The sequence below is a fragment of the Chitinophaga rhizophila genome (genome assembly GCF_019492185.1).
Taxonomy (GTDB): Bacteria; Bacteroidota; Bacteroidia; order Chitinophagales; family Chitinophagaceae; genus Chitinophaga; species Chitinophaga rhizophila.
Genome location: NZ_JAICCF010000002.1, coordinates 503,115 through 527,252, shown reverse-complemented (window position 1 = coordinate 527,252; position 24,138 = coordinate 503,115). Strand labels below are relative to the sequence as shown.

27 protein-coding genes are annotated in these 24,138 nt (G+C 42.6%); 22 read left to right on the top strand and 5 right to left on the bottom strand.

The genetic code is table 11. The features are described from left to right. Positions 1–128 precede the first annotated feature (128 nt). The 3 genes from trxB to K1Y79_RS11025 all read left to right on the top strand — a co-directional run bounded on the left by trxB (position 129) and on the right by K1Y79_RS11025 (position 2,533). Complete coding sequence (gene trxB / locus K1Y79_RS11035) at positions 129–1,073, top strand: thioredoxin-disulfide reductase (RefSeq protein ID WP_220250075.1); 945 nt, start codon at positions 129–131, stop codon at positions 1,071–1,073. A 240-nt stretch (positions 1,074–1,313) separates the two neighbouring features. After that, positions 1,314–1,664: a dihydroneopterin aldolase gene (locus K1Y79_RS11030; protein ID WP_220250074.1), complete on the top strand. Its 351-nt coding sequence runs from the start codon at positions 1,314–1,316 to the stop codon at positions 1,662–1,664. Between the two features lie 113 nt (positions 1,665–1,777). Beyond that, positions 1,778–2,533 (top strand): tetratricopeptide repeat protein, encoded by a 756-nt coding sequence (locus K1Y79_RS11025; protein WP_220250073.1) that lies wholly within the window; start codon positions 1,778–1,780, stop codon positions 2,531–2,533. 3 nt (positions 2,534–2,536) lie between these two features. On the opposite strand, the gene K1Y79_RS11020 is transcribed toward K1Y79_RS11025, so the two are convergent. Then, complete coding sequence (locus tag K1Y79_RS11020) at positions 2,537–3,868, bottom strand: MATE family efflux transporter (RefSeq protein ID WP_262903168.1); 1,332 nt, start codon at positions 3,866–3,868, stop codon at positions 2,537–2,539. Between the two features lie 61 nt (positions 3,869–3,929). Between K1Y79_RS11020 and K1Y79_RS11015 the strand changes: the two genes are divergently transcribed. Genes K1Y79_RS11015 through K1Y79_RS11000 form a run of 4 tightly spaced genes read left to right on the top strand, consistent with a single transcriptional unit; the run spans position 3,930 to position 6,282 of the window. Then, positions 3,930–4,799 (top strand): DUF3822 family protein, encoded by an 870-nt coding sequence (locus K1Y79_RS11015; RefSeq protein WP_220250071.1) that lies wholly within the window; start codon positions 3,930–3,932, stop codon positions 4,797–4,799. Continuing rightward, on the top strand, positions 4,790–5,341 hold the full coding sequence (locus K1Y79_RS11010; RefSeq protein WP_220250070.1) for an RsmD family RNA methyltransferase: 552 nt from the start codon (positions 4,790–4,792) through the stop codon (positions 5,339–5,341). The genes K1Y79_RS11015 and K1Y79_RS11010 overlap by 10 nt, the downstream gene beginning before the upstream one ends. Before the next feature lie 6 nt (positions 5,342–5,347). Next, positions 5,348–5,818 (top strand): pantetheine-phosphate adenylyltransferase, encoded by a 471-nt coding sequence (coaD, locus tag K1Y79_RS11005; RefSeq protein WP_220250069.1) that lies wholly within the window; start codon positions 5,348–5,350, stop codon positions 5,816–5,818. 29 nt (positions 5,819–5,847) lie between these two features. After that, a complete protein-coding gene (locus K1Y79_RS11000; protein WP_220250068.1) occupies positions 5,848–6,282 on the top strand; it encodes a hotdog fold thioesterase in 435 nt (144 codons plus the stop codon). Positions 6,283–6,319: 37 nt separating this feature from the next. Here K1Y79_RS11000 and K1Y79_RS10995 read toward each other — a convergent pair whose 3' ends face one another. Further along, positions 6,320–6,946, bottom strand: a complete 627-nt coding sequence (locus tag K1Y79_RS10995; protein ID WP_220250067.1) for an NUDIX hydrolase — start codon at positions 6,944–6,946, stop codon at positions 6,320–6,322. A 39-nt stretch (positions 6,947–6,985) separates the two neighbouring features. Here K1Y79_RS10995 and pyrE point away from each other — a divergent pair, with 39 nt between their 5' ends. Continuing rightward, positions 6,986–7,633: an orotate phosphoribosyltransferase gene (gene pyrE / locus K1Y79_RS10990; RefSeq protein ID WP_220250066.1), complete on the top strand. Its 648-nt coding sequence runs from the start codon at positions 6,986–6,988 to the stop codon at positions 7,631–7,633. Between the two features lie 71 nt (positions 7,634–7,704). Then, positions 7,705–8,070: a heavy-metal-associated domain-containing protein gene (locus K1Y79_RS10985; RefSeq protein ID WP_220250065.1), complete on the top strand. Its 366-nt coding sequence runs from the start codon at positions 7,705–7,707 to the stop codon at positions 8,068–8,070. An 82-nt stretch (positions 8,071–8,152) separates the two neighbouring features. Here K1Y79_RS10985 and K1Y79_RS10980 read toward each other — a convergent pair whose 3' ends face one another. Continuing rightward, positions 8,153–8,608, bottom strand: coding sequence for an LEA type 2 family protein (locus K1Y79_RS10980; RefSeq protein WP_220250064.1), 456 nt, complete (start codon positions 8,606–8,608; stop codon positions 8,153–8,155). A gap of 206 nt (positions 8,609–8,814) precedes the next feature. On the opposite strand from K1Y79_RS10980, the gene K1Y79_RS10975 reads away from it, so the two are divergent. Together K1Y79_RS10975 and K1Y79_RS10970 are read left to right on the top strand one after the other, a co-directional pair. Continuing rightward, positions 8,815–9,450: a WbqC family protein gene (locus K1Y79_RS10975; protein ID WP_220250063.1), complete on the top strand. Its 636-nt coding sequence runs from the start codon at positions 8,815–8,817 to the stop codon at positions 9,448–9,450. A 231-nt stretch (positions 9,451–9,681) separates the two neighbouring features. Beyond that, positions 9,682–11,079 (top strand): type III PLP-dependent enzyme domain-containing protein, encoded by a 1,398-nt coding sequence (locus K1Y79_RS10970; RefSeq protein ID WP_220250062.1) that lies wholly within the window; start codon positions 9,682–9,684, stop codon positions 11,077–11,079. Positions 11,080–11,903: 824 nt separating this feature from the next. Here K1Y79_RS10970 and K1Y79_RS10965 read toward each other — a convergent pair. Together K1Y79_RS10965 and K1Y79_RS10960 are read right to left on the bottom strand one after the other, a co-directional pair. After that, positions 11,904–12,731, bottom strand: a complete 828-nt coding sequence (locus tag K1Y79_RS10965; protein WP_220250061.1) for a hypothetical protein — start codon at positions 12,729–12,731, stop codon at positions 11,904–11,906. A gap of 181 nt (positions 12,732–12,912) precedes the next feature. After that, on the bottom strand, positions 12,913–13,362 hold the full coding sequence (locus K1Y79_RS10960) for an Hsp20/alpha crystallin family protein (protein ID WP_220250060.1): 450 nt from the start codon (positions 13,360–13,362) through the stop codon (positions 12,913–12,915). A 230-nt stretch (positions 13,363–13,592) separates the two neighbouring features. Between K1Y79_RS10960 and K1Y79_RS10955 the strand changes: the two genes are divergently transcribed. The 11 genes from K1Y79_RS10955 to K1Y79_RS10905 all read left to right on the top strand — a co-directional run bounded on the left by K1Y79_RS10955 (position 13,593) and on the right by K1Y79_RS10905 (position 24,116). Continuing rightward, positions 13,593–14,006, top strand: coding sequence for a BrxA/BrxB family bacilliredoxin (locus K1Y79_RS10955; protein WP_220250059.1), 414 nt, complete (start codon positions 13,593–13,595; stop codon positions 14,004–14,006). A gap of 179 nt (positions 14,007–14,185) precedes the next feature. Next, positions 14,186–15,484: a prolipoprotein diacylglyceryl transferase gene (locus K1Y79_RS10950; protein WP_220250058.1), complete on the top strand. Its 1,299-nt coding sequence runs from the start codon at positions 14,186–14,188 to the stop codon at positions 15,482–15,484. A 2-nt stretch (positions 15,485–15,486) separates the two neighbouring features. Continuing rightward, positions 15,487–15,912, top strand: a complete 426-nt coding sequence (locus tag K1Y79_RS10945) for a hemerythrin domain-containing protein (RefSeq protein WP_220250057.1) — start codon at positions 15,487–15,489, stop codon at positions 15,910–15,912. 302 nt (positions 15,913–16,214) lie between these two features. After that, positions 16,215–18,677 (top strand): outer membrane beta-barrel family protein, encoded by a 2,463-nt coding sequence (locus K1Y79_RS10940; protein ID WP_220250056.1) that lies wholly within the window; start codon positions 16,215–16,217, stop codon positions 18,675–18,677. A 185-nt stretch (positions 18,678–18,862) separates the two neighbouring features. Next, on the top strand, positions 18,863–19,429 hold the full coding sequence (locus K1Y79_RS10935; RefSeq protein ID WP_220250055.1) for an RNA polymerase sigma factor: 567 nt from the start codon (positions 18,863–18,865) through the stop codon (positions 19,427–19,429). Beyond that, a complete protein-coding gene (locus K1Y79_RS10930; RefSeq protein WP_220250054.1) occupies positions 19,429–19,980 on the top strand; it encodes a hypothetical protein in 552 nt (183 codons plus the stop codon). Before K1Y79_RS10935 ends, K1Y79_RS10930 begins: the two co-directional genes overlap by 1 nt. Further along, entirely contained in the window at positions 19,964–21,049 is a 1,086-nt protein-coding gene (locus K1Y79_RS10925; RefSeq protein ID WP_220250053.1) for a hypothetical protein, read from the top strand. The genes K1Y79_RS10930 and K1Y79_RS10925 overlap by 17 nt, the downstream gene beginning before the upstream one ends. A 37-nt stretch (positions 21,050–21,086) precedes the next feature. Continuing rightward, entirely contained in the window at positions 21,087–21,827 is a 741-nt protein-coding gene (locus K1Y79_RS10920; protein ID WP_220250052.1) for a head GIN domain-containing protein, read from the top strand. Positions 21,828–21,979: 152 nt separating this feature from the next. Continuing rightward, the gene (locus tag K1Y79_RS10915) at positions 21,980–22,471 is read left to right on the top strand and encodes a YajQ family cyclic di-GMP-binding protein (RefSeq protein ID WP_220250051.1); all 492 of its coding nucleotides are present in this window, start codon (positions 21,980–21,982) and stop codon (positions 22,469–22,471) included. A gap of 156 nt (positions 22,472–22,627) precedes the next feature. After that, on the top strand, positions 22,628–22,879 hold the full coding sequence (locus tag K1Y79_RS10910) for a type B 50S ribosomal protein L31 (RefSeq protein WP_220250050.1): 252 nt from the start codon (positions 22,628–22,630) through the stop codon (positions 22,877–22,879). 67 nt (positions 22,880–22,946) lie between these two features. Beyond that, positions 22,947–24,116, top strand: coding sequence for a putative sugar nucleotidyl transferase (locus K1Y79_RS10905; RefSeq protein ID WP_220250049.1), 1,170 nt, complete (start codon positions 22,947–22,949; stop codon positions 24,114–24,116). Positions 24,117–24,138 lie beyond the last annotated feature (22 nt).

The following is a 24,138-nucleotide window of genomic DNA, read 5'->3' as shown; positions in this document are numbered from 1 at the left end:
TTTTTTATTTTATGGGGAACCGTATTTTTGCAGACCACATCATTTAGGAGAATGCCTTCTATTATAGTGTGTTTCTGTCCGAAGATATGGACAAGCATAAACCATCATTATAATTTTACATAGTAAGCATGGAAACTAACCAACAGGAACATGTACATCTATTGATCGTAGGTTCCGGACCAGCAGGCTACACTGCTGCGATATATGCCGCGAGAGCAAATCTTAAACCTGTACTTTACCAGGGTATTCAGCCCGGAGGCCAGCTCACCATCACAACAGAAGTGGAGAACTATCCGGGTTACCCCGAAGGTATCCAGGGCCCTGAGATGATGGTAGACTTCGAGAAACAGGCTGCACGCATGGGTGCAGATATCCGCTTCGGTATGGCTACATCTGTTGACTTTAGCAGCAAACCATACAAAGTAACAATAGACGAATCCAAAGTAATGACCGCTGATGCGATCATCATAGCAACCGGCGCTTCTGCCAAATGGCTTGGTATGCCGTCAGAACAACGTCTGAACGGTAGCGGTGTGTCTGCCTGTGCTGTATGTGACGGATTCTTCTTCCGTGGTAAGGAAGTCGCTATCGTCGGTGCCGGTGATACCGCTGCTGAAGAAGCTCTCTACCTCTCTAAAATGTGCAGCAACGTTCATATGATCGTTCGCCGTCATGAAATGCGGGCATCCAAAGTAATGCAGGATCGCGTACTTAAAACATCCAATATCATCGTCTACTGGAATACTGAAACTCAGGAAGTTCTGGGTGAAAACAAGGTAGAAGCTGTGAGACTGCTCAACACTGCCAAGAATGAAGAAACAACCGTTCCGGTAAGTGCCTTCTTCGTAGCAATTGGACACCAGCCTAACTCAGGTATCTTCAAAGACTACCTGCAACTGGATGAACAAGGTTATATTAAAACCGTTCCTGGCTCCTCCCGTACTAACCTGGAAGGCGTGTTCGCCTGCGGAGACGTGCAGGATAAAATCTATCGCCAGGCTGTGACTGCCGCTGGTAGTGGTTGTATGGCTGCGCTGGATGCAGAAAGATACTTAGCAGCACAGGACTTCTAAAGATAAAATCCGGAATTAAGAATCAGCCATCAGGAATTAATACTCAATCTTCTGGTACCTGATTCTTAATTTCTGGTTATTATGCTAAGCATTGTAGGTTACTACTTTTGCAGATACGCCGGGGCATTACCATTACTTGTACAGATTGTCATCAAATTCTTTATTGCCAGAATATATAGTTGCCAGCTATTCATATGTCTGCCTGGCCATAATTTTCAAAGCCTAATTCTAACTTTTCTCATGTTAACTGTTGGTCTGGAACAAGCTACTTTCCGCGCCTTTCATGGTCTTTACCCGGAAGAACGTATTCTCGGCAATGATTTCATTGTAGATATCTTTGTTACCATTCCCGGTACCCGGCATATTGATAGTATATCAGAAACTGTCAATTACCAGGGACTATACAATATTGTCAGAAAGATCATGGCTATTCCACAGCCACTGCTTGAACAGGTGGTGTATGACATCAGCGATGCTGTGAAAGAGAAGTATCCCGAAATTCAGCGTTCCATTGTTTCTCTCAAGAAACTAAATCCTCCTATGGGCGCGTCCATCCGCAACTCTATTGTTACGCTCGAAAAGAATTATTAATTAGTAGCCCTCCAACTTACTTTATAACGCTGTCAGTTTAATACATGTACGGTATGGTTATTCTATTGAGAAGCGTTAAATTTATTTAATTAACATGTGAAAACTTCCGTCCTATGTTTAAGAAGGTATTTGTATCCGCTGCGCTAGTCCTCTTTACTACAATCTCTTACGCTCAGACTGCAGATGAAATGGTAGATCAGGCGAGACAGCTTGAAAAAAAGATGAAAGAACCAGCAGCGCTTACCCTCTATAAAGATGCGCTGAAAGTACAGCCCGAAAATATTGCTGCACTTACAGGTGCCAGTGAACTTACTGCACGTGAAGGTAGCCGATCAACCGATAAAGATGAGAAATCCCGCAACTACTCCGAAGCCAAAAGTTATGCAGATCAGGCCATAAAACTCGCTCCTGAGAATCCCGAAGCTAACTATGCTATGGCTGTGGCACTGGGACGGTCAGCAACGACAATGGGTGCAAAAGATAAAGTAGCTGCCTATAAGGAAGTAAAAAGGTATGCCGAACTAGCTATTAAGTTCAACCCGAATTATGCAAAGGCCTATTATATATTTGGCAGGCTCAATTATGATATGGCCAATATGAACGCGCTCGAAAAGGCTGCTGCCAAAGTCCTGTTTGGCGGTCTTCCTGAAGGCTCACTTGATAATGCCATCTCCAACTTTGAAAGATGCCGGAAACTTGACCCATCATACCTCGTTAATTACCAGGATCTTGCTAAAGCTTATAAAGACAAGGAAGAACTGGAAAAGTCTATAGAAGTACTCCGGAAAGCAGTAACCTTACGCCCTATCTATCAGGATGACCCGGGTATTAAGGCTAATTGTAAGAAGATGTTGGAGAGTATGGAGTGATTGTCAGATAGATTTTGACCTCCACCTGCCGCTCCGCAGATATAACACACACAATAGCAATATAATAGTCCAGTAGAAGAAGTCTGCCAGCCATGCTATATGCAGCGGACTGCGCCAACGTTCTACCACAATACTGCAATATACCAGATAGCCGATTACTGCGGCAAACTCAATGGCGACGTTGATCCGTGTATTGCCGGTACCTGTTACTGCGCTTAATACTACCCCCGACACTGCCATTAGCAATGTACTAAGTGTGATGATCCGCACGGATGGTATTGCTTCGCTGATCAGTTCTTTGTCATTGGTATAGATATGCAGCAGTGTATAAGGAAACAGATTTACCAGAATACATACTATCACCGTACACAATAAGCTGATTCCCACAATCTTGCGGATCGCTTTGAAGACCAGTTCCGACTTTCCCTGTCCGATCACATTGCTTACCATTGTATTACAGGTTGAAGCCAGTGCCCAGGTAAAGACTCCAAAGAATCCAAAGATGCTGCGTAGCATATTTGAGATTGCCAGCGGGCGCTCTCCCAAATGTTCAATAAAGATGAAAAATATGAACCAGCTGCCAATACTAAAAAGGAACTGTATTATTAATGGCGCTGAAATAGTCAGGATGCTCCGCATGATATCCCAGGAAGGTTTCAGGTAACTAAACAGTGAGAACCGTTTATGGTACCCCTTGCCAAAAAGGATAGTATAAGCCACAAACATCCCCGTACATTCTGCCAGTACCGAGGCTATAGCTGCACCATTTAACCCCAGGGCGGGCAGTCCGAATTTACCGAAGATCAGTAGATAGTCTCCGCCAATATTCACCATTTCCTGGCATAAAGAGGTCACTGCCAATACTTTAGAGTTGCCACTCCCAATATAAAATGCATTAGCCATACTCAACATCATCAGAAAGGGAATACCCCAGATGCGGATACGGATAAATGACAAAGCTGCTTCGTAGATATGCTCATTATGAAGACTTTTTGAAAAAAACCATGGGGCCAGAAATAGTGTCAGCGCAATCACCAGAAATGATGAACCCAGTCCCAGCTGTATGCCATTGGAGAATAACTGTCCGATACCTGCTATGTTCAACTGGCCCGCTCTGCGTGCAATCAGTACCTGTAACCCGTTGTTAAGTCCATAGGCCACCATGTACATAACCAGGTAATAAATACCGGCAATTCCATTAGCAGCAAGCTCTAACTCCCCCAGGCGCCCCAGGAAAGCTGTATTTGTCATGTGATTTATTTGTGGAATAATGAGAGCCAGGGATATAGGGGCGGCAATTTTTATGATCTGCCTCGTGTTTACTTCAAACTGCATAGGAGCAAAAGTCGCGTTTTTTGGTTATTATTGTGCCATATCTAATGTATTAATAATGTCTGTGTCTTATAAAATTCATCCTGCCTTTGCTGCGGATGATGCTTCTCTGCTCGAGACGGATCTTACTTCCTGCCAGCTGCTTGTTCTGATCGGAAAAGGTACCTTCAGTTATGTAGTATATAATCCGGCCGCGAAAAAGTTCCTGGCATTGAAATCTTATCATTTTCTGCCTCAGAAAACTGCTACGGCAGATCTGCAGATGATTGAACAGATATTCGATGCAGACAAACTTCTGTTCACCAACTTCAGCCTGGTACAACTGGCTTTTGACGGTGTTAATAGTACATTAGTGCCCGAACAACACTACAATCCGTCACTGAAAAAAGACTATCTGCACGTTATATATCCTGAACAGACCCAGGAACTGGTGCTGGCTGATGTAATATCCGAACAGCAGCTGGTTAATATCTATTCAGTGGATAAAGACGTAATGGGCTTCCTCAGGAAAGAGTTTTCAACCGATAAAGTAATCCATGCCAATACAGGCCTGTTGAAGTCTTACCGCTTCGACAATGACTTCCTGGAACTCAATGGTGTAGCTTACGTTGATATTCAACAACATAAGTTCTCCCTCACTATCTTCAGATTCGGTAAGCTGCTTATTCAACAGGATGTGTCCAGCCAGACAGGCCTGGATGTTGTATACCATCTGGTGAACATCTTACGTCAGACCGGCCTTGATGAACAACTGGTAAAAGTGAAAGTAGGAGGGGCAGTTACATCCGACTCACAAATACACGAGGAATTGCGCCGTTTCATTCCTAAACTGGAATGGATGCCGCGTTTGTCGGGTTTCTGGTATATTCCGAAAATGGAAGAGATACCAGGCTATTATTTTAATAATCTTTATGCGATGGCGTTATGCGTATAATCGGAGGAGAAAAGGGAGGATTGCGGTTTCAGCCGCCAGCAAATATGCCGCACACCAGACCAACTACAGATATTGCCAAAGGCGGCTTATTCAACATCCTGGAGAATAACCTGGAATTTGAAGGTCTGAAAACACTGGATATCTTCGGTGGTACAGGCAGTATTAGTTACGAACTGGCCTCAAGAGGGGTAACAGATCTGACTATTGTGGAGAAAGATCCGAACATGGCCGATTTTATACAAAAGACCGCCCAATCACTGGAAGTTCCCTTGAAACTCCAGCGGATGGATGTGTTCAAATATCTGGAGCAGTGTACGGAGAAATTTAACTTTATCTTCGCCGGCCCTCCTTATGCTTTGACTACCATCGACCAGCTACCACTGATCATATTTGAAAAACAGTTGCTGGAACCTGAAGGATGGTTTGTACTGGAACATACACCACGCAATAACTACAAGAATTACTCATATTACCGTTCTGAACGTAATTACGGTACTACTATATTTTCGATCTTCATCAACAGGGAGGAGCTGAAAAAATAAACAGGCATGAAACGCATTTGCTTATTTCCGGGCACATTTGATCCGATAACGCTAGGACATACTGATATTATAGACCGTTCACTCGACCTATTTGATGAAATTGTGGTTGGTGTAGGTGTAAATTCTGCCAAAACCCCCATGTTTCCCCTGGAGCAGCGTATGCAATGGATCCGCGAGATCTATAGTAACCAGCCAAAGGTGAAAGTTATATCTTACGAAGGCCTGACCGTAAAAACCTGCCAGGAGATAAGTGCCCGGTTCATCCTTCGCGGTATCCGTAGTATCGGAGATTTTGAATACGAAAAATCAATTGCTGATGTAAACAGGATGATGGACGCAGAGATAGAAACGATCTTCCTCAGCTGCTCTCCTCATTACTCCACATTAGCTTCCTCGCTGGTCAGAGATGTATTACGATATGGCGGCGATGCCTCAAAATTGCTGCCTGATACTATCATCCGGCAGATCAAACCTTAACCATTTTTCATACAAACTTGTTATCGCCCATGAAACCGATATGGCATTCCCTGAATATTTCCCTGGATCAGTTGAATGAAAGTGGCATTAATACCTTGTCCGGACACCTGGGCATGGAATTCACTGAGATTGGTCCGGACTACCTGCGGATGATTATGCCTGTGAATGAAAGGACTAAACAACCATACGGTTTATTACATGGCGGCGCATCTGCAGCCTTGGCTGAAACCGTAGGCAGTGTCGCTTCCACCCTGATAATTGATCCTAAGAAACAAATCTGCGTAGGGCTGGATATCAATGCAAACCATGTAAAGGGAGTAACGGAAGGGTATGTACATGCAATAGCCAAACCGCTTCATATCGGGTCTACGACACATGTCTGGGATATCCGCATCTGCGATGATGATAATAAACTGGTATGTATCAGCCGGTTAACGGTAGCAGTGCGGGACAGGAAGGCTTAATGCCGTTATCCACAGCACTAAGCCCCATTGTATTAATTTATACTGCGTAACCTTCTTTGGTAAACACATCTACAATGTTCTGATAGGAGAACTTCAGGTATTTGCCCAGGTGCTCCGGTTTGATCCACTGTATATCTATAATATCTTCTTCTATCTGCGGTACGGTCAGCTCGGTACCTGTAAATTTCATCTTATACCAGTAAGTATGCTTCAGCGTGCGTTTTTCTTTCCAGGTATAAAAATGAAAGGTTTCGCAGATCTTATGTTCCAGTACTACATTATGAAGACCGGTTTCCTCTGCTACCTCTCTGATAGCAGCTGTCTCAAGGTTTTCTCCCTCATCCTGCTTACCCTTTGGCAGGTCCCATTTTCCACGGCGGAACATCAGCAATACTTCTTCTTCCTGGTTGGTAATCAATCCACCTGCTGCTACCAGCACATGGAAATATCCTTTTACTTTGTCCACCAGGGCCGGTGCATCGGGATGAATAAAGATAGCAGCTTCAGATTTGCCTGTCTCAAGGGCCTGTAATACCGATTCTATTGTAGCAGCGTCCGGTTCTGTATACAAAGTTGCACCTTTGTATATTTCAGGAATACCCTGATGGGTAGCCGTAATCAGCAGCGGGCGTTCGTTAAGATAAATAACTGTATCTGTTTGCATGGCGCAAATGTAATCCGTAATTAACTATTTTTGCTTACTATGAGTAAGATCAGCGAAAAACAGGTAGCAGAGAAACTGCTGCAGATACAGGCGGTAAAATTGCGTCCGTCAGAGCCATTTACCTGGGCATCTGGCTGGAAATCACCTATTTACTGCGACAACCGTAAGATATTGTCTTATCCTTACGTACGCGACTTCGTAAAATCAGAGTTGTGTAATGTGGTATTTGAAACATTCCAGGATGCAGCGGTACTGGCCGGTGTAGCTACAGGCGGTATTCCTTTAGGAGCCCTGGTAGCTGACCAGCTGAAACTGCCTTTTATATATGTAAGGGCAAAGGCGAAAGAACATGGTATGGGTAACCTTATTGAAGGTGTATTACAGCCAGGACAGCCTGTTGTAGTAGTAGAAGATCTGATCTCTACAGGAAAAAGCAGCCTTGAGGCAGTAAACGCTATCCGTGCAGCGGGTGGTGAAGTGATTGGAATGGTGTCTATCTTCAACTATGGTTTTGACGTAGCAGTAAAAGCATTTGAAGCTGCCAATGTACCCTACTATTCACTGAGTAACTACAGTGCATTGATAGAGCTGGCAGTAGAAAAAGGTATGGTATCTGCTGATGAACAAGCTACCCTGGAAGCCTGGAGAAGCGCTCCGGATAAATGGAATGCAACGCCTGCTATATAAGCAACCGTTCTTCCCAAAACGTCCTGTCAGTTAATAAGTATTCGTTATATTAGGGTCGTAAAAAGAAAATTATGCGTATCGTAAAACTAGTATTAGTATTATTATTTGCGGGTATCGGCGTTACTATGGCCCAGACTAAAAAGGGTACACTGGTAACAGCTAAAATCGCTACCCCGACTGTGCAGTGCGAGCAATGTAAAAATCGCATAGAAAGATACCTTTCAAGAGAAGAAGGCGTACAGACTTCTAAAGTAGACTTCAAGAAAGGTATTACAACCGTTAAATTCTTCAGTGATCGTACTAATATTGAAAATGTAAAAACTGCTATTGCTAATGCAGGGTACGACGCAGACAATGTTACTGCCGAGGAAGAAGCTTATAAAAAACTGCCAACCTGCTGTAAAAAGCCGGAAGATGGTGGTCACATCAAGAAGTAGTCAGTTCTTCTGAGTGCATTAAGAAAAAGAAAGGCCTCGATTGCATCGCAACGAGGCCTTTTTAGTTTTTACACGGTTATGATCAGAAAAACTTGAGTGGCTGTTTTGTTTCACACTTGATAGGGAAGGGCAGGTAAACTCCGCCTTTGCCAACTTTACAATTGCCGGTCGCCTTGATAGTCACCTCTTTATTCATCAGTGCTCCTAAAGCATTTTTGAAGACATTTTCCATATTTACTTCCAGCTTCACCGGAAAATAGAAAGTATCCCTGGCAGGTATCGCAATCATCGTGTCCTGCAGGGAGTGGCCAACCAGGTTGTCATCCATAAACAGGTCGAAAGATGCATCCTTCAGCTTCAGTTTGAAGTTGTTAGGGTTGTAATAGGCGAGAGTCAGTCTCACAATGCTTTTGGAAAAGCCGAGATTGTCAAAGTTGACGCCTGCTACCCTCACAAATTCAAGATCTTTCGCCTTCTCACACGAACTTACAATACCCCAGATTGCCAGCACGATAACGCCTAGTCTGAAAAACTTCATGAAGAATTTTTAACAAACCTACGGCAAACGGCAGATAAGTCAAAAGCAGTGGTCAGGAATTAGGAAACTTTTAACCTCTTTAAAATCACCCATTAATATTTCATAATAGCACTGCTTTCCCGCTGGAAATTGTCCATAAAAGCTACTAATTAGTTTAGTAAATTTGCGGCTGCATAACCAAGCAAAAAATTACCAATATACACGACATGGCAGCTGAGGCAAATAAGAAGACGTTACTCGTTGAATCACAGTACTTTCCGAATATCTCATTTTATAAGGCACTAACCGATCACGAAAAACTGTTGATTGAGAAGAACGAACATTACCAGAAAGTCAGCTTTCGTAACCGTTGTTATATAGCAGGGCCTAATGGGAGCATTCTGCTCAGTGTGCCCCTTGCCCGTGGAAAAAATCAACGTACTATCATGAAAGATGTGCGTATCAGTAATGTGGATAAGTGGCAGGCTTTACACTGGAAAACACTGGTATCTGCCTACCGCCGCTCGCCCTGGTTTGAATACTATGAAGAAGAACTCGGCAGCCTCTATGAAAAACAGGTAACATTTTTGCTTGACTGGAATATGCAATGCTTTGAGTGGGCCAACAAGGTGATCGGTGTATCTACTCCTGTAACATTTACGGAAGAATACCATAAGACCTATGCACCGGAATTGTCAGTAACAGATGCAAGAGATATCATCCGCCCCGGAGACAAACAGGTGGAAGAAGGTACAGTCAGATACACCCAGGTGTTTCAGGACCGTGTAGGTTTCCTGCCGGATATGAGCATTCTGGACCTCATTTTCTGTGAAGGAAAACGTAGTCTGGAACTGCTTAAATAACGACAAAATATTATGTGTATAACCTACTAATATATTCAGACGTAAGGTTTTAGCGTAATATTTAATCGTCTAAAAAAAAAAGAAAGTTTTTGCCCGGCCAATTAGACAAAATATTTAGCTTTGCAACCAATTTTGCTGGGTTTCGAACTGACGTAGGTGTGTAAACCAGGAGTTTTCCAGCGAGGGTTGTGATGGCTTTTTACTAATCCTTAAAATGTTTCATAGGTTTAAATGAACAGCACCTACACAGATCTCGTTAACCAAACCTTCGAATTTCCTCAGGAAGGTTTTGACGTTCAGGATAATTACCTGGAGTTTAATGGGGTGAATATCAAGGCTTTGATAGACAAATATGGCACACCTTTCAAGCTGACTTATCTGCCGAAAATCGGAATGCAGATCAACAAGGCAAAGAAAATGTTCCAGGATGCAATTAGGAAGAACAGGTACGATGGGAATTATTACTACTGTTATTGCACCAAAAGTTCGCATTTTTCCTTCATCATGGAGGAAACCCTGAAGCATGGTATTCATATCGAGACTTCCTTTGCATACGACATTGACATTATTACAAAGCTGTATGAAAGGAAGAAGATCAACAAGGATACTTTCGTTATATGTAATGGTTATAAAACCAAACCATATACCAAAGCGATTGCTCGTCTGATCAATTCCGGTTTCCGCAATGTTATTCCAGTATTGGATAACAAGGAAGAACTGGAAGACTATAAAAAATTTATACGTGCAAAGGATAAGGTGAAACTTGGTCTGCGTATAGCTGCAGAAGAAGAACCAACCTTTGACTTTTATACATCCAGATTGGGTATCCGCTCCCGCGACGTACTTGAGTTTTATGTAGATAAACTCAAGGGAAATGAAAGATTTGAGCTGAAAATGCTGCATTTCTTCATGAACAAGGGTATTAAAGATGATATTTACTACTGGAGCCAGTTCAACCGTGTGCTGAACCTCTATTGCCAGCTAAAGAAGATCTGCCCTGAGCTGGATAGTATCAATATAGGCGGCGGTTTCCCTATCAAACACTCCCTCGGTTTCGACTACGATTATAACTACATTGTAAATGAAATCGTTGCCAACATCAAGAGTGTTTGTAAAAAGAACAAAGTGCCGGTTCCGGATATCTATACCGAATTTGGATCCTTTACAGTAGGAGAGAGTGGCGCGGTAATTTACAGCGTAGTGGGCGAGAAAATGCAGAACGACAGAGAAAACTGGTATATGATCGATAGCTCCTTCATTACCACCCTCCCCGATACCTGGGGTATCGGAGAAAAGTTCCTGATGTTGCCTATTAATAAATGGGACCAGGAATATCAGGAGGTCCATCTGGGCGGTCTGACGTGTGACGGATATGACTTTTATACTTCAGAAGAGCACATCAATGCGGTGTTCCTGCCGAAGCTCGCTGGTGAAGAACCTCTTTACATCGGATTCTTCCATACGGGCGCTTATCAGGATCAACTGAGTGGTTACGGCGGTATTAAACACTGCCTCATACCTTCCCCGAAGCATGTGATCGTAGGATATGACAAAAACGGGCAGCTGAAAGACTGGCTATACGCCAAAGAGCAAACTGCCCAGAGTATGTTAAAGATTTTGGGTTATTAAAAAAATGGGTTAGTAATCCACTGAAATACCCCGCGATTTTTCGCGGGGTTTCTTTTTTATACCCGGTGCAGATAGTAGTATGCAAGCCGATCCTACTGCTTTACTACTTGATTCGCCTCAGCGCCTGGCTGGTATGCCTTGACCTACCCGTTTTCTACCTCCTCCAGTCATCAAAATAACGCATGCAGGTGCCAGATTCAGCAGCAGGTACTATGCTCATTGGTCATTCGATTGACAATGAGTACCTTATATCAGTTTCCGGGCTTCAAGGAAATTATTTATCCAAACAGCTGACCACTATGCCTCATTTGGTCACGAGGTATTTTCGTGCCTTTCCTGGTAGGTGATCAATTTATGGCAACGCTTTTCCAGGATTATTGGTTTAATCTCGCTTAGATCTTCATATTATTGGTTCACCAAAAGGTCACCAAAAGGGCACTTCAATATCCCCGGGATATCCAGGTGCCCTTTTAGTGCCCTTCAGACGGCACTATGGATTAAAACATGAAGGGAGTATAAAGCAATTACTGTAGTATGGAAAAAAAACTGGCTCCCCTTTATGCAAAGAAGAGCCATTCCACGGCATAGGTTTACCATCAAAGCATAAAGGGAAATAAGACTAAAAAGAAGGGATAAAGAGGTTGTGGTGTATAGGGAGAAAAAAGACTCAGTCGGTGTATAGGGAAAAAAGGACCCTGTTGTTTACATCACAAAGATAAGACGGCTTATAATGGTGGGAAATACCCGAAAGTTGTAATTTTCCTAACACTATTTTACCATTTTCTGAAACTGCTCACACAGAAGTGTACCCTACGAGCTTGGCTTTAGTTTTCACTGGCTGAGTCATCGTCGAGGTAGCTAATGGCAGATTCACATTGCTTCTCAATCTCCACCAGACAAGCTTCCAGCAGTTCTTTGTTACCATCCATGTATTTGGACTTACCGGAGCGGGATAGCCCTTTAAGTATGATGAACTGCTTAGTCAGCCGCTGACTTAATAGTGAGGAGTGCTGCCTTTGTTTCTGCAGCGTGCGCTCATGTTCAGTGATGAAGATATTTTTATAATGTGCTCCTAATACCCGGATCAGGAAAAGTATGTACAGACCGGTGATGATTGGATTGAAAATCAGGCTCTGTTCGTGTGTAAAGCCGGGAGTGCTGTATACCGGTATCTGGTTGACCTGTACCCAGGCGACCAGCGTAAGGTATCCGCACAAAGTAGCTCCGAGTGCCAGCGTTGCAGTAGCGTTGGTAGCAATATAACAGAACAGTATACTCACGATCCAGACCATGGAATAGCGCGGCGACAGGTCCTGATTATTGAGGAAAGAACAGGCTGCAGGTAGTATCAGTGTCAGAAAGGCGGCCAATACACTTACCGTTTTAACCGGGGTTCCTTTCCTTAATAATAATAAACAGCCTACCAGGGTAAATAGGAAAGAGGTATTTAGTAACAGTTCCGTTGTATTCCGTGCATAGAGTCCTATGAGGTATTTGGGAATCAACAGCACCAAATGGAAGAAGAGATAGTCAAATAATAACCGGGTATTACACCTGTCTTTTGAATCGGTAGTAATGTATAAAATATTGCCTATCACTGCATTCTCAAGATTGCGGTAAGCATTAACTGCGATGTAATAAATTTTGCTCATCAACTGCGGCATAGCCATACGGTTATATGAGCAAATTATCCTTTAAATATATTTTTACTCTTAAACGTTCGTGTGAATTATTGGGGAGACGGCGATATCTTATAAATAAAAAATCCCCTCCGGAAAAGAGGGGATTTCACACGTTATCCAACCTTACACTAATTTAGAATCAACCTTACACTTATTCAACCACAATTGCTTTTGCTGCATCCTGCACTTTCTCTTTCTTCGCCAATTGCAATTTCAACACGCCGTTTTCATATTTCGCCTGGATCTTTTCAGCATCCACTTGTTCATTCAATGTAAAGGAACGTTTGAAAGAACGGAAGCTGAACTCTCTGCGTAGTTGTTTCTGATTTTCGTCTTTCGCTTCTGCTACTTTTTCTGCGCTGATAGTCAGGATTTTGTTTTCAAGGCTGATCTTGAAATCTTCTTTGTTTAAGCCAGGAACGAGCAGATCTACCTGGTAGCTTTCCTTATTCTCTGTAATATTTACCGGAGGATAAGCGCCATAAAAATCGTTGGTCTGATAGTCATCTTTTAGGAATTTGTTGGCGTTATTAAAGATATCTTCTACTAAACCGCCGAATGATTTTACTGCTGGAGCCTGGTTGAATTTTACGAATGTCATAGTTTATAATTTTTTGAGTTTGTTTTTAAATTTGAACGATTAGGTATAAGCAAACAGAATACCATGGCACAAAAACTGCTATTTTGCTAGAAAAGAGGTCTTTTGATCGGACTTTTTGTCGCAACGAATGGTTTTTTAATGACATATAGTCATATTCATTCATGTTTTTCTATTTATCTCCTGAATGATTAACTTTGTGAAAACTATCGAACAAAAAAAATTGTAGTTATATGTATCCAGCAGAACTAGTAATGCCGATGAAGGCAGAATTGACAGATAATGGTTTTGAAGAATTGCTTACGCCGGAGAAAGTAGATGAGATATTGAAAAAGGAAGGTACTACACTGGTTATGATCAACTCCGTTTGTGGTTGTTCTGCAGGTAGCGCTCGTCCGGGTGTTTTAATGGCTGTTGCACACAGTGAGAAAAAGCCAGACAGATTAACTACCAGCTTTGCAGGTTTTGATCTGGCGGCAATACAGCAGATTCGTTCTCACCTGTTGCCTTATCCTCCGTCTTCTCCAGCGATCGCTTTATTTAAAGATGGCCAGCTGGTTCATTTTATTGAGCGCCACATGATTGAGGGACGTCCTGCGCAGATGATCGCAGCGAACCTGGTGGACGCTTTTGCACAACATTGCTAAAACACCTTCCGGATCATAATCCTTTTACTGTTGGTTGTTAATATATTAATTACACAATAGAAAAAGGGATTATGATTTGGAATTTGTAATTTTTACAGCTTACTTTGGTGGTTTGATTTTCCGTTTGACTAATTCGGCTTTGTTCATAGGAAAATTCAGATCACCAATTTTTTTTGGCTATGTATCCTAATCTATATTACGCATTTAAAGACCTCCTGGGCCTAGAAATCCCTGTATTAAAACTCCTCCAGACTTTTGGATTCTTTGTTGCAATTGCCTTTCTGGCGGGCGCTTACGTGCTGACTGCAGAATTGAAAAGAAGAGAAAAATTAGGATGGCTGAAAGGGGTACCCGAAACAATCATTACCGGTAAACCCGTAGGTACAACGGAAATACTTGTACATGCAGCACTTGGCTTTCTTTTAGGACATAAAATATTAGGTCTCGTTACCGAATGGGCAGAAGCTTCTCAGGATCTGCAATCATATATGTTATCTACCCGCGGAAACGTGTTAGGCGGTATTATACTGGCCGGCGTGTTCGGATATATGAAATACCGTACCGGCAAGAAGGAAGAGAAGGCAACTCCGAAAGAGGAGACTATCATCGTTATGCCTCACCAGCGTGTGCCTGACATTACAGTAATGGCAGCGGTAGGCGGATTGCTCGGTGCTAAGATCTTTCACAACCTGGAAAACTGGAATGAGTTTGTACAGGATCCTATAGGCGCTTTGTTATCTTTCAGCGGACTTACATTTTACGGTGGTTTGATCGTTGCCGCTGTAGTGATTATACGGTATGCTTCAAAAAAGGGTATTAATGTATATCATCTGATAGACAGTGCAGCTCCGACGCTGATGCTGGCATATGGTATAGGACGTATGGGTTGTCACTTTTCCGGTGATGGCGACTGGGGTATTTACAACAGTAGCTATGTTACAGATGCTGCCGGAAAAGTAGTACCTGCTGATCCGTCTAAATTCCAGGATGTAGTAAAAGCGAGTGAACAGTTCTTTGCAAGACAGTATGGTAGCTTGGAACATATACCGCATGCGCCCTTTACAAAACCTTCCGGTCTGAGTTTTCTGCCTGACTGGTTCTTTGCCTACGGATATCCTCATAATGTAATTAACGAAGGGGTTCAGATGGCTGGTTGTACCGGTAAGTACTGTAGTGTATTGCCTGTATCTGTTTATCCGACCGCTTTATATGAGATCATTGCCTGCCTGATACTATTTGGCGTGCTGTATGCCATCCGCAAAAAAGTGACAGTACCGGGTGTTATCTTTGGTATATATCTGATTATGAATGGTATGGAGCGTTTCTTCATTGAGAAGATCAGGGTAAATACAAAGTATGATATCTTCGGATTTCATCCTACCCAGGCAGAAATCATCTCTTCATTAATGGTACTCGGTGGTGCAGCGTTGATCTGGTATTGCCGCAAAATACATAAAGCAGCAAAACCAGCAGTCTGATTATGCAACGTCACCCTGTCCTCATACCATTATCACAGGAACACCAGCGGTTACTGTTTGTTTGTCGTTATCTGAAGAACGATGCAGCTGCTTATGAAGGTTTTCCACTCGAGACAGATGCCAAACTGGCCTATATTGTTAAGGTCTTTCAGGAAGTAATGGTACCGCACATACAAAAAGAAGAGTACTTATTTGAAGTATGTATGGGCCGGCATGCGGAGATAGACCTGCTTATACGTGAGCTGACGCTGGAGCACCAGCAGATATCCCGGATGTATAGCGCGCTGACTGAAAATACAGATATGATAGCCGCGATGGATGTGCTGGCACGTAGCCTGGAGGCACACATCCGTAAAGAGGAACGAGTATTGTTTGAAAAGATCCAGGCAGAACTGCCTGATATACTGGATAATATTAAGTGGTCCTGAAGTAAACGGACCTTTATATAAAAAGAAAAGCGTTGCTGGAAACAGCAACGCTTTTCTTTTTATATGCCTTTGTACTGCAACTAAACGTTAAGTCGGTCGTCTTTATACCAGTTTTCACATCTCTTTAGGATTATTTCTACCAATCATCCCTACTGGGTTACCGCTTATGTAAAACTATGTACTATGCAATGCACAATACCTACCTTTACACTGTAGTTGTTTAAGACTGGTTCTGTATAAAAATGGTTCTATAGTAATAAGCAATTAGTAGATAACCTATAATAAATTTAAAGCATCCTTATATGAAATCGACCACTACATTGTTGGCCTCCTTTTTACTGATATGTAGCATTAAAACCACCCAGGCACAGCAGATCGAATCAGCCCGAATCACTGGTCGGGTATCACAGGCAGGTGAAAAACCTGTAGAATTTGCCACGATAACATTATTGAAAGCAAAAGACTCTTCACTAGTTAAAGGCGCGATTGCAGACATCAACGGTCAGTATGAATTTGAGCAGGTGAAGCAGGGGAAGTACCTCATTGCTGCCGCTTATGTTGGTATGACAAAAGCTTATAGCAAACCTTTCGATGTGAAAGGCAGTGCGCCAGTAACAGTAGAGGGTCTGACCCTGAGTGCTGACTCAAAGAATCTGAAAGAAATAAATGTGACTGCCAAAAAGCCTTTTATTGAGCAACGGGCTGATAAAATGGTAGTTAACGTTGAAAATAGTATTGTAGGTGCCGGCGGTACTGCTATGGAAGTACTGGAGAAATCTCCCGGTATCGCGATTGATAAAGACGATAATATTAGTCTGAAAGGAAAGAGTGGAGTTGTTATCATGATTGATGGCAAGCTTACAAACATGAGTTCCCAGGATGTTGCCCAGCTGCTGAAAAGTATGCCCAGTAGCAATATTGAGCAAATTGAATTGATCACCAATCCTTCCGCCAAGTATGATGCAGCTGGCAACTCCGGGATCATCAACATCAAACTGAAGAAGAACAGGATGGTCGGTACCAATGGTAGTGCTTCTATCTTTGGTGCTTATGGACTGACGCCTAAGTATGGCGCGTCTCTGAACCTGAACCACCGCAATGACAAAGTGAACATCTTTGGTTCCTATAACTATAACCACCGCGAAAATCAGCAGATGCTCGGTTTATACCGTAGTGGTACAACAGCAGGTAAGCCAACAGTATTTGACCAGGAAAACGAAAGGAAAAGAAGGTCTGACTATCATGGAGCAAAAGTTGGATTGGATTATTCAATCAACAAGAGAAATACAATCGGTGTAATGGTAGATGCCGGATTCAGAACGTCTGACGAACCAGCAAACTCACTAACAAAGATTGGCGATGGTACCCGCGTAGATTCTACACTCAGAACAATTACTACTTTCGATGGTAACTGGAAGAGATTTGCTTACAATGTTAACTATAAGGCAATACTGGATACGACCGGTAAAGAGCTGAATATCGACGTGGATTATGCACGTAACTCAGAAGACCGTGGTAACAATATTTTCTCTACCATCTGGGATGCTTCCGGTAAGAACTACATGCGTGGAGATACTTCGCGGAATAGTCAGCCAAATTCTATTGATATAAAAACGATTAAAGCTGACTATGTTCATCCAATGCGCAATCAGGCAAAGCTAGAGGCAGGATTTAAACTCAGCTTCGTGAAGACAGACAATGATGCCAAATTTGACTCTTTGCGTAATGGTAACTGGGAATATGACAGGAATCGTTCTAACCATTTTATCTACAAGGAGAATGTGAATGCTGCTTATGTTAACTTCCAGAAACAGTTTAAAAAGGTAAATGTTCAACTGGGTTTGCGTGCAGAGCAGAGTAATGTAGAAGGTAATTCCATTACGATGAATCAGCTTACTGATACCAGCTACTTTAACCTGTTTCCAAGTGTGTTTGTAAGCTATGATGCAAGTAAGGCGCATCAGTTGGGATTCTCTTATAGCCGTCGCCTGCAGCGTCCTGATTATGAAGACCTGAATCCGTTCCAGATTTACCTTGACAGGTATACGCTGATCTCAGGTAATCCTTATCTGAAACCATCATATGCAAACAGCATTGAGCTTACACACACGTTCAAGCATTTCCTGACAACCTCTGTGGGTTATACACATACAAAAGACAGGATTACACAGATAGTTGAAGCTGACAAGGATGTAGTATCAGGAGATACGTTGAATATCCGTTATAAGTACCTCAACGTGTCTGAATCCGATGTATTTAACCTGAATGTTTCGTTCCCTGTACAAATTACCAAATGGTGGAACAGCTTTACTTACCTGTCGGCATACCACAGCAAATATTCGACAGTAATAGATAACAATTCAGTGAATATCTCAGCTGGTGGATTTATGGGACGTACGCAACAGACGTTCACTTTGCCGAAAGATCTGAGTGCAGAAGTAAGCGTATTCTATTTGTCTCCGCAGATTGCTGATGAGGGGTTGTTCAGAATGAAGCACATGTGTGCCGTTGACCTCGGATTTTCCAAATCTATTCTGAATAAAAAAGGTAGTCTGAAGTTGAATGTAAATGATGTATTCAATATCCAGCGCTTCCGTGGAAACTTTGAAAATGCGGGCCGTTATACTGGTGTTAGCAGTAAGTGGGAGAGCCGTCAGGTAAGACTGACCTTCAACTACCGCTTTGGTAATACCAATATTAAAGCCGCCCGTGCCCGTAAAACCGGTCTTGAAGATGAGCAGGGCCGTGTAAAAAGCGGGAACTAATCTGACCTGTTTTTAGGTATATATAAGGATGGAATAGGACGTGACCTGCTCTCAGGTTGCGTCCTTTTTTAAATCATGAAGTATTGATTGCTAATTCATTGTGATAAATTGTTTGTGTGTTTTCCCCTTCTTCCCAAAAAAAAATCACTTTTCGTGCAACCTTTTTCTGAAATAATGTCTTTATAATGCAAGCATCAGCCAACAACTTGAACAATACGACCATAACAGACCACCTGGTGTCCCGGTGTAAGAAAGGAGACACGCTCGCATTCCGTGAGTTATACAATGCCTATTCGGGCGCTATGTATAACATCTGTCTGCGTATGACGGGGAATCCGGCGGATGCCGAAGATACCCTGCAGGAGGCTTTTATGCAGGTCTTTAAGAATTTGGAGCGGCTGGAGAATGCAGGCAGCGTGACAGCATGGATTAAGCGGATTGTTGTAAATCATTGTCTTAGTCACCTGCGCAGGAAGAAAGTATATTTTGAGGAAGTAGACAATATAGATGTAGAAGAGGAAACGATAGTAGACGAAGGTGATTTTGCATGGACGGTAGCAGCTATTAAGGATGCAATACATGTTTTACCTAATGGTTACCGTACTGTTCTTAATCTGTACCTGTTTGAAGAATACTCACATAAGGAAATAGCGTCAATGCTCGACATTTCTGAGTCAACAGTGAAAACACAGTATATGCGTGCAAAGGATAAAGTGAGACAGATTATACAACAGAAAAAAATGATACGCTGATGTCAGAAAGTAGGTTTGAAGATTTTGTCAGGCAACACCGTCAGGATTTTGAAGTGCCGGGCCCCCCTCCAAGGGTATGGGCAGCGCTGGAGGAACAGCTGGCACCCCGCCGAAAGAACAAAGTGATAGAGATGATGGGCCGTCATTGGCTAAAAGCTGCAGCCGTATTGGTATTGGTGGTAAATAGTGTTATGATCTACCAGTTTCTGCAGATGAAGAAAGCACAGCATCTTGTTAATGTTTCTCCTGAAATGCAGGAAGCCAAGATGTATTATACTACGCAGATAGAGCAACGGCTGGAGGCCATTAAGACTTATCCTACATCGGTACTTGGCCTGGATAGTACCGGACGTAAGGAGCTTGAATTGCGGAATGAGACATATCAGATGCTTGAAGCAGAGCTGATACAGAATCCGGGTAATGAAAGAATAAAGGCAGCTATGGTCCGCTATTATCAGATGAAGCTGGATCTGCTTGATAAAATATTGGAAGAGCTGCGGGAAAAACAGCCAGTACGCCAAAAGCAATCTAATTATGAAAGAGAGATTTAGTTTCCTGTTATTGTTACTACTACCTATACTCACCTACGCTAAGAAAGGAGATAGTGAATTTAAAAAAGTGATTGTAAAGGAATTTAGTGCAAATCCGGGTACCGCATTGAGTGTATCCAACAAGTATGGTAAGATAATTATCCATACCTGGAAGAAAAACGAGGTGAAGGCAACGGTGACTATCACAGGTTTTGGGAAGAGTGTAGAAGAAGCTACATCCATCGCCAATATGGTAGATATTATTGTGAATAGCTCAGGCAGTAATGCAAGTCTGCAAACAAGCTACAATCCTTCCGGCTCTGGTAGCAAATGGTTTTCGTGGGGAGGGAAGAAAGACTCCAAAGATTACGTGAATATAGATTATGAGATGTATGTACCTGAAAGGCTGGCGAGGCTTGCGCTGGATAATAATTTTGGAGATGTGATTACAGATGTGCTGTCTTTTCCAGCTTCAATTAAGATGAATTATTGTAATTATGATATCAAGCAGGCTGACAAAGAGCTGAATCTGGATATGAATTACTGTGACCGTGGACGTATAGGCAAAGCAGCGTTGGTGAACATCCGCGCAAATTATTCCAATGTCAAAAGCGATGTGATTGCAGAACTGGTAACCAGGTCTAACTACTGCGAATACAATGTGGGTAGTGTTGGCAGCCTTACAACTTCCGGCAATTATGATGACTATAATATTAGTAGGGTAGGGGCATTCAATGGTAAAAATACGTATACAGACTTCCGGTTTTCCGAGTTACAAACTGAACTGAATACAAAGCTGGTGTATGGTAATCTGTCAGTGAAGTCACTGGGCGCAGGTTTCAAGAGTGGAGAGCTGCATCTGACTTACACTGATGTGAAGATGGGAGTACCTCAGCGATTAGGGATGCATATCAAAGTGCAGTTCACCAGCGGAGATGTGAGGACAGGAGAGCTTTCTTTAAAGAATGTGACCCACATCAAGAAAAATTCACAACTAACATACATGGCTTCCACGAATGCTGCAGACGACCGCTCCGGCACTATAAAAGTAAATGGTGTTTACAGCGATATCAGCTTTGAAAGCCGTTAATCTGCTAAAAAATCCTTCAACCGATCAAATCTCATTTATGAAAACATTACGTTTAAACTGGCTGCTGCCGGTATCGCTCTTGCTTTTTGCATTCGCAGTATCAGCGTTTACTATTGAGCTACGCAAGGAGAAAGTAACAGGTAGTGGTAAGATCAAAACTGAAACTCGTACAGATGGCCCCTTCAAAAGTATTAGCACTTCAGGCGTATACAATGTATACATCACACCGGGAGCAAAAAACGATATCAGGATTGAGACAGATGACAATTTATTGCCGCTGATTGAAACAGAGGTCAGAGGAACGGATCTGCATATCCAGACTAAAAAAGGATACGACATCAAGCCTACACAGAAGGTGAATATTTATGTAACGATGAGTGAAGTAGAGGAATTAGCTTCCAGTGGAAGCGGTGGTTTTTACAGCAGGGGAAAATTAAAAGGGGATCAGGTAAAGTTTAGATTTAGCGGTAGTACCCAGACTGAGATTGAAATGGACGCTAATGCTTTAAAAGTGGAGGTTTCTGGTAGCAGCAAGTTTAATCTGAAAGGTAATATTGAGATGACAAGGTATGATATTTCTGGTAGTGCTGATGTAGAGGCGCTGGAGCTGAGGGCAGCAAATGCGGATATTAACATCTCCGGTACAGGCAAACTGGATCTGGTAGCAGAAAAGAAATTGGATGTAAACGTATCAGGAATGGGCAAGGTTCGTTACAAGGGATCTCCGGTAATAAATCAGTCTTCATCAGGTATGGCTAAAATCTCCAGGATAGATTAAAAGATAGTTGTTGGCTGCTTAGCAGCCCCCGTTAATGGAAGGCATTCTGTTAACACACCCCGGGTATTGTCCCGGGGTTTTTTATATCTCGGTAGTATTGGTTTATATTTGTACCCCTTAAGTAATATTTGTAGATATAAAAATATTTCAACATGCCATCCTTTGATATTGTTAGCAAAGTGGATACACAGACACTTGATAATGCGGTAAACACCGTAAAAAAGGAAATTACCAACAGGTACGACTTTAAAGATTCGCATGTAAGTATAGAATTGAATAAAAAGGACCTGGCGCTGAACGTGGAAGTTGACAGCGATATGAAACTGACTCAGGTGATTGATGTATTGATCAGCCGCACTATGAGACAGGGACTGGATGGTAATATTTTCGACCTGAGTAAGGAGCACTACCAGAGTGGTAAAGTGGTTAAAAAGGATATTCCTGTGAGAAATGGTATCAAGCAGGAAGATGCCAAGAAGATTGTGAAACTGATAAAAGATTCCGGCGTGAAGGTACAGGCTGCCATTATGGATGATATTGTCAGAGTAACCGGTAAGAAGATAGATGATTTACAAGAGGTTATACAGAAAATAAAGGAAGCGAGCTTAGGCATTCCTTTACAGTATGTAAACATGAAGAGCTAAAATATTTAGTCTTCAGTTGTTGTTTTTAGAAAATTTATTTTACCTTTGCACCCTGTCTAATAATATTGGTATGAAACCAAGCATGGCATTCATCATGCATCAGAGGAATGAATATGCGGGGTTGCATCTGGTAACAAAAAGAAAATTAACATTCAGATGAAACAGGGAATCCATCCAGAAAACTACAGATTTGTAGTATTCAAAGATATGTCAAACGGTGAAACTTTCTTAAGCCGTTCTACCGCTCCTTCCAAGGAAACTATCAAATGGGAAGATGGCAACGAGTATCCGGTAATCAAATTGGAAATTTCCAATACTTCTCACCCTTTCTATACTGGTAAGAACGTATTGGTGGATACAGCAGGACGTATCGACAAGTTCAACAAACGTTACGGTAAGAAAGCCTAATCAGGCATCTAAAATATTTTCAGAATCCCATCGACATTATCGATGGGATTTTTTATTTTTATCCCCTATGGAGCGGAATTACATTCTTTTTGACACACCCGCGCGAGAGTTGTTATATCCCTTCACTCATACAAGACCGGTGGCAGCCTGCCGTATTGGTATACTGACAATCCGCGAAAAATGGGAGCGCTGGCTGAATGCCGCTGTAAGTCACCTCACGGTTCCCTATCTGCAACAGAAATATCCACTTATAAGAAACGAGGCAGTTCCAGCTGTACTCATCCGTGGCGATGTACTACCTGATGAGGCTTTAGTACGGGAGATAGCAGCATTGCAACCTGGCCAGGGATTGTATCAGGGAGATGAACTGATTGCAAAAGTGACAGATGGAAGTGATACAGATATAGCACCTGTAGAACGAAAAGAGTATCTTGTCGGGATATCGGTTGTAAGAAGGCCCTGGGATTTCTTCCTGTTGAATGATAAGGAGCTTCGTAGCGACTATACATTGGTTACAGCTGGTCGCACATCTGCCCCGCTGAGCGATACGAACAAAGTCTCTGGGGAAGAGAATATTTTCCTGGAAGAGGGGGCGGTTGTTGAACATAGTGTGTTGAATGCTGTGACCGGGCCAATCTATATCGGGAGGAATGCTGAAGTGATGGAAGGTTGTCTGGTAAGAGGGCCGCTTGCGATGGGAGAAAAGGCCGTATTAAAGATGGGTACAAAGGTATACGGGGCGACAACACTTGGTCCGGGAAGTGTAGGAGGTGGAGAGATCAAGAATGTGGTGATGTTCGGTTATTCCAACAAAGGCCATGACGGATACCTGGGAGATGCAGTGATAGGCGAGTGGTGTAATCTGGGCGCGAATGCTACCAGTTCCAATCTGAAGAATAATGGTAGCACTGTAAGAGTTTGGATGGAATCTTTACAAAGAGCAGAGCCGGCAGGTATTAAGTGTGGATTACTGATGGGCGATTACAGCCGATGTGGTATTGGAGCATTGCTGAATACCGGAACTGTGATAGGAGCGTGTTGTAATATATTTGGAGCTGACTTTCCGCCTAAATTTGTGCCGTCTTTCTCTTGGGGTGGCGGAGCAGGCATTGAGCGCTACAGGATAGAACAGGCTATACGTGATATAGAGACTTGGATGCGATTCAAAGGACAGCAAATGACAGAAGCAGATAAGCAGGTGCTTGAAGTACTGTTTGCAAAGCTGACGGATGTTTAATCATACTTTTTAAAATCAATAT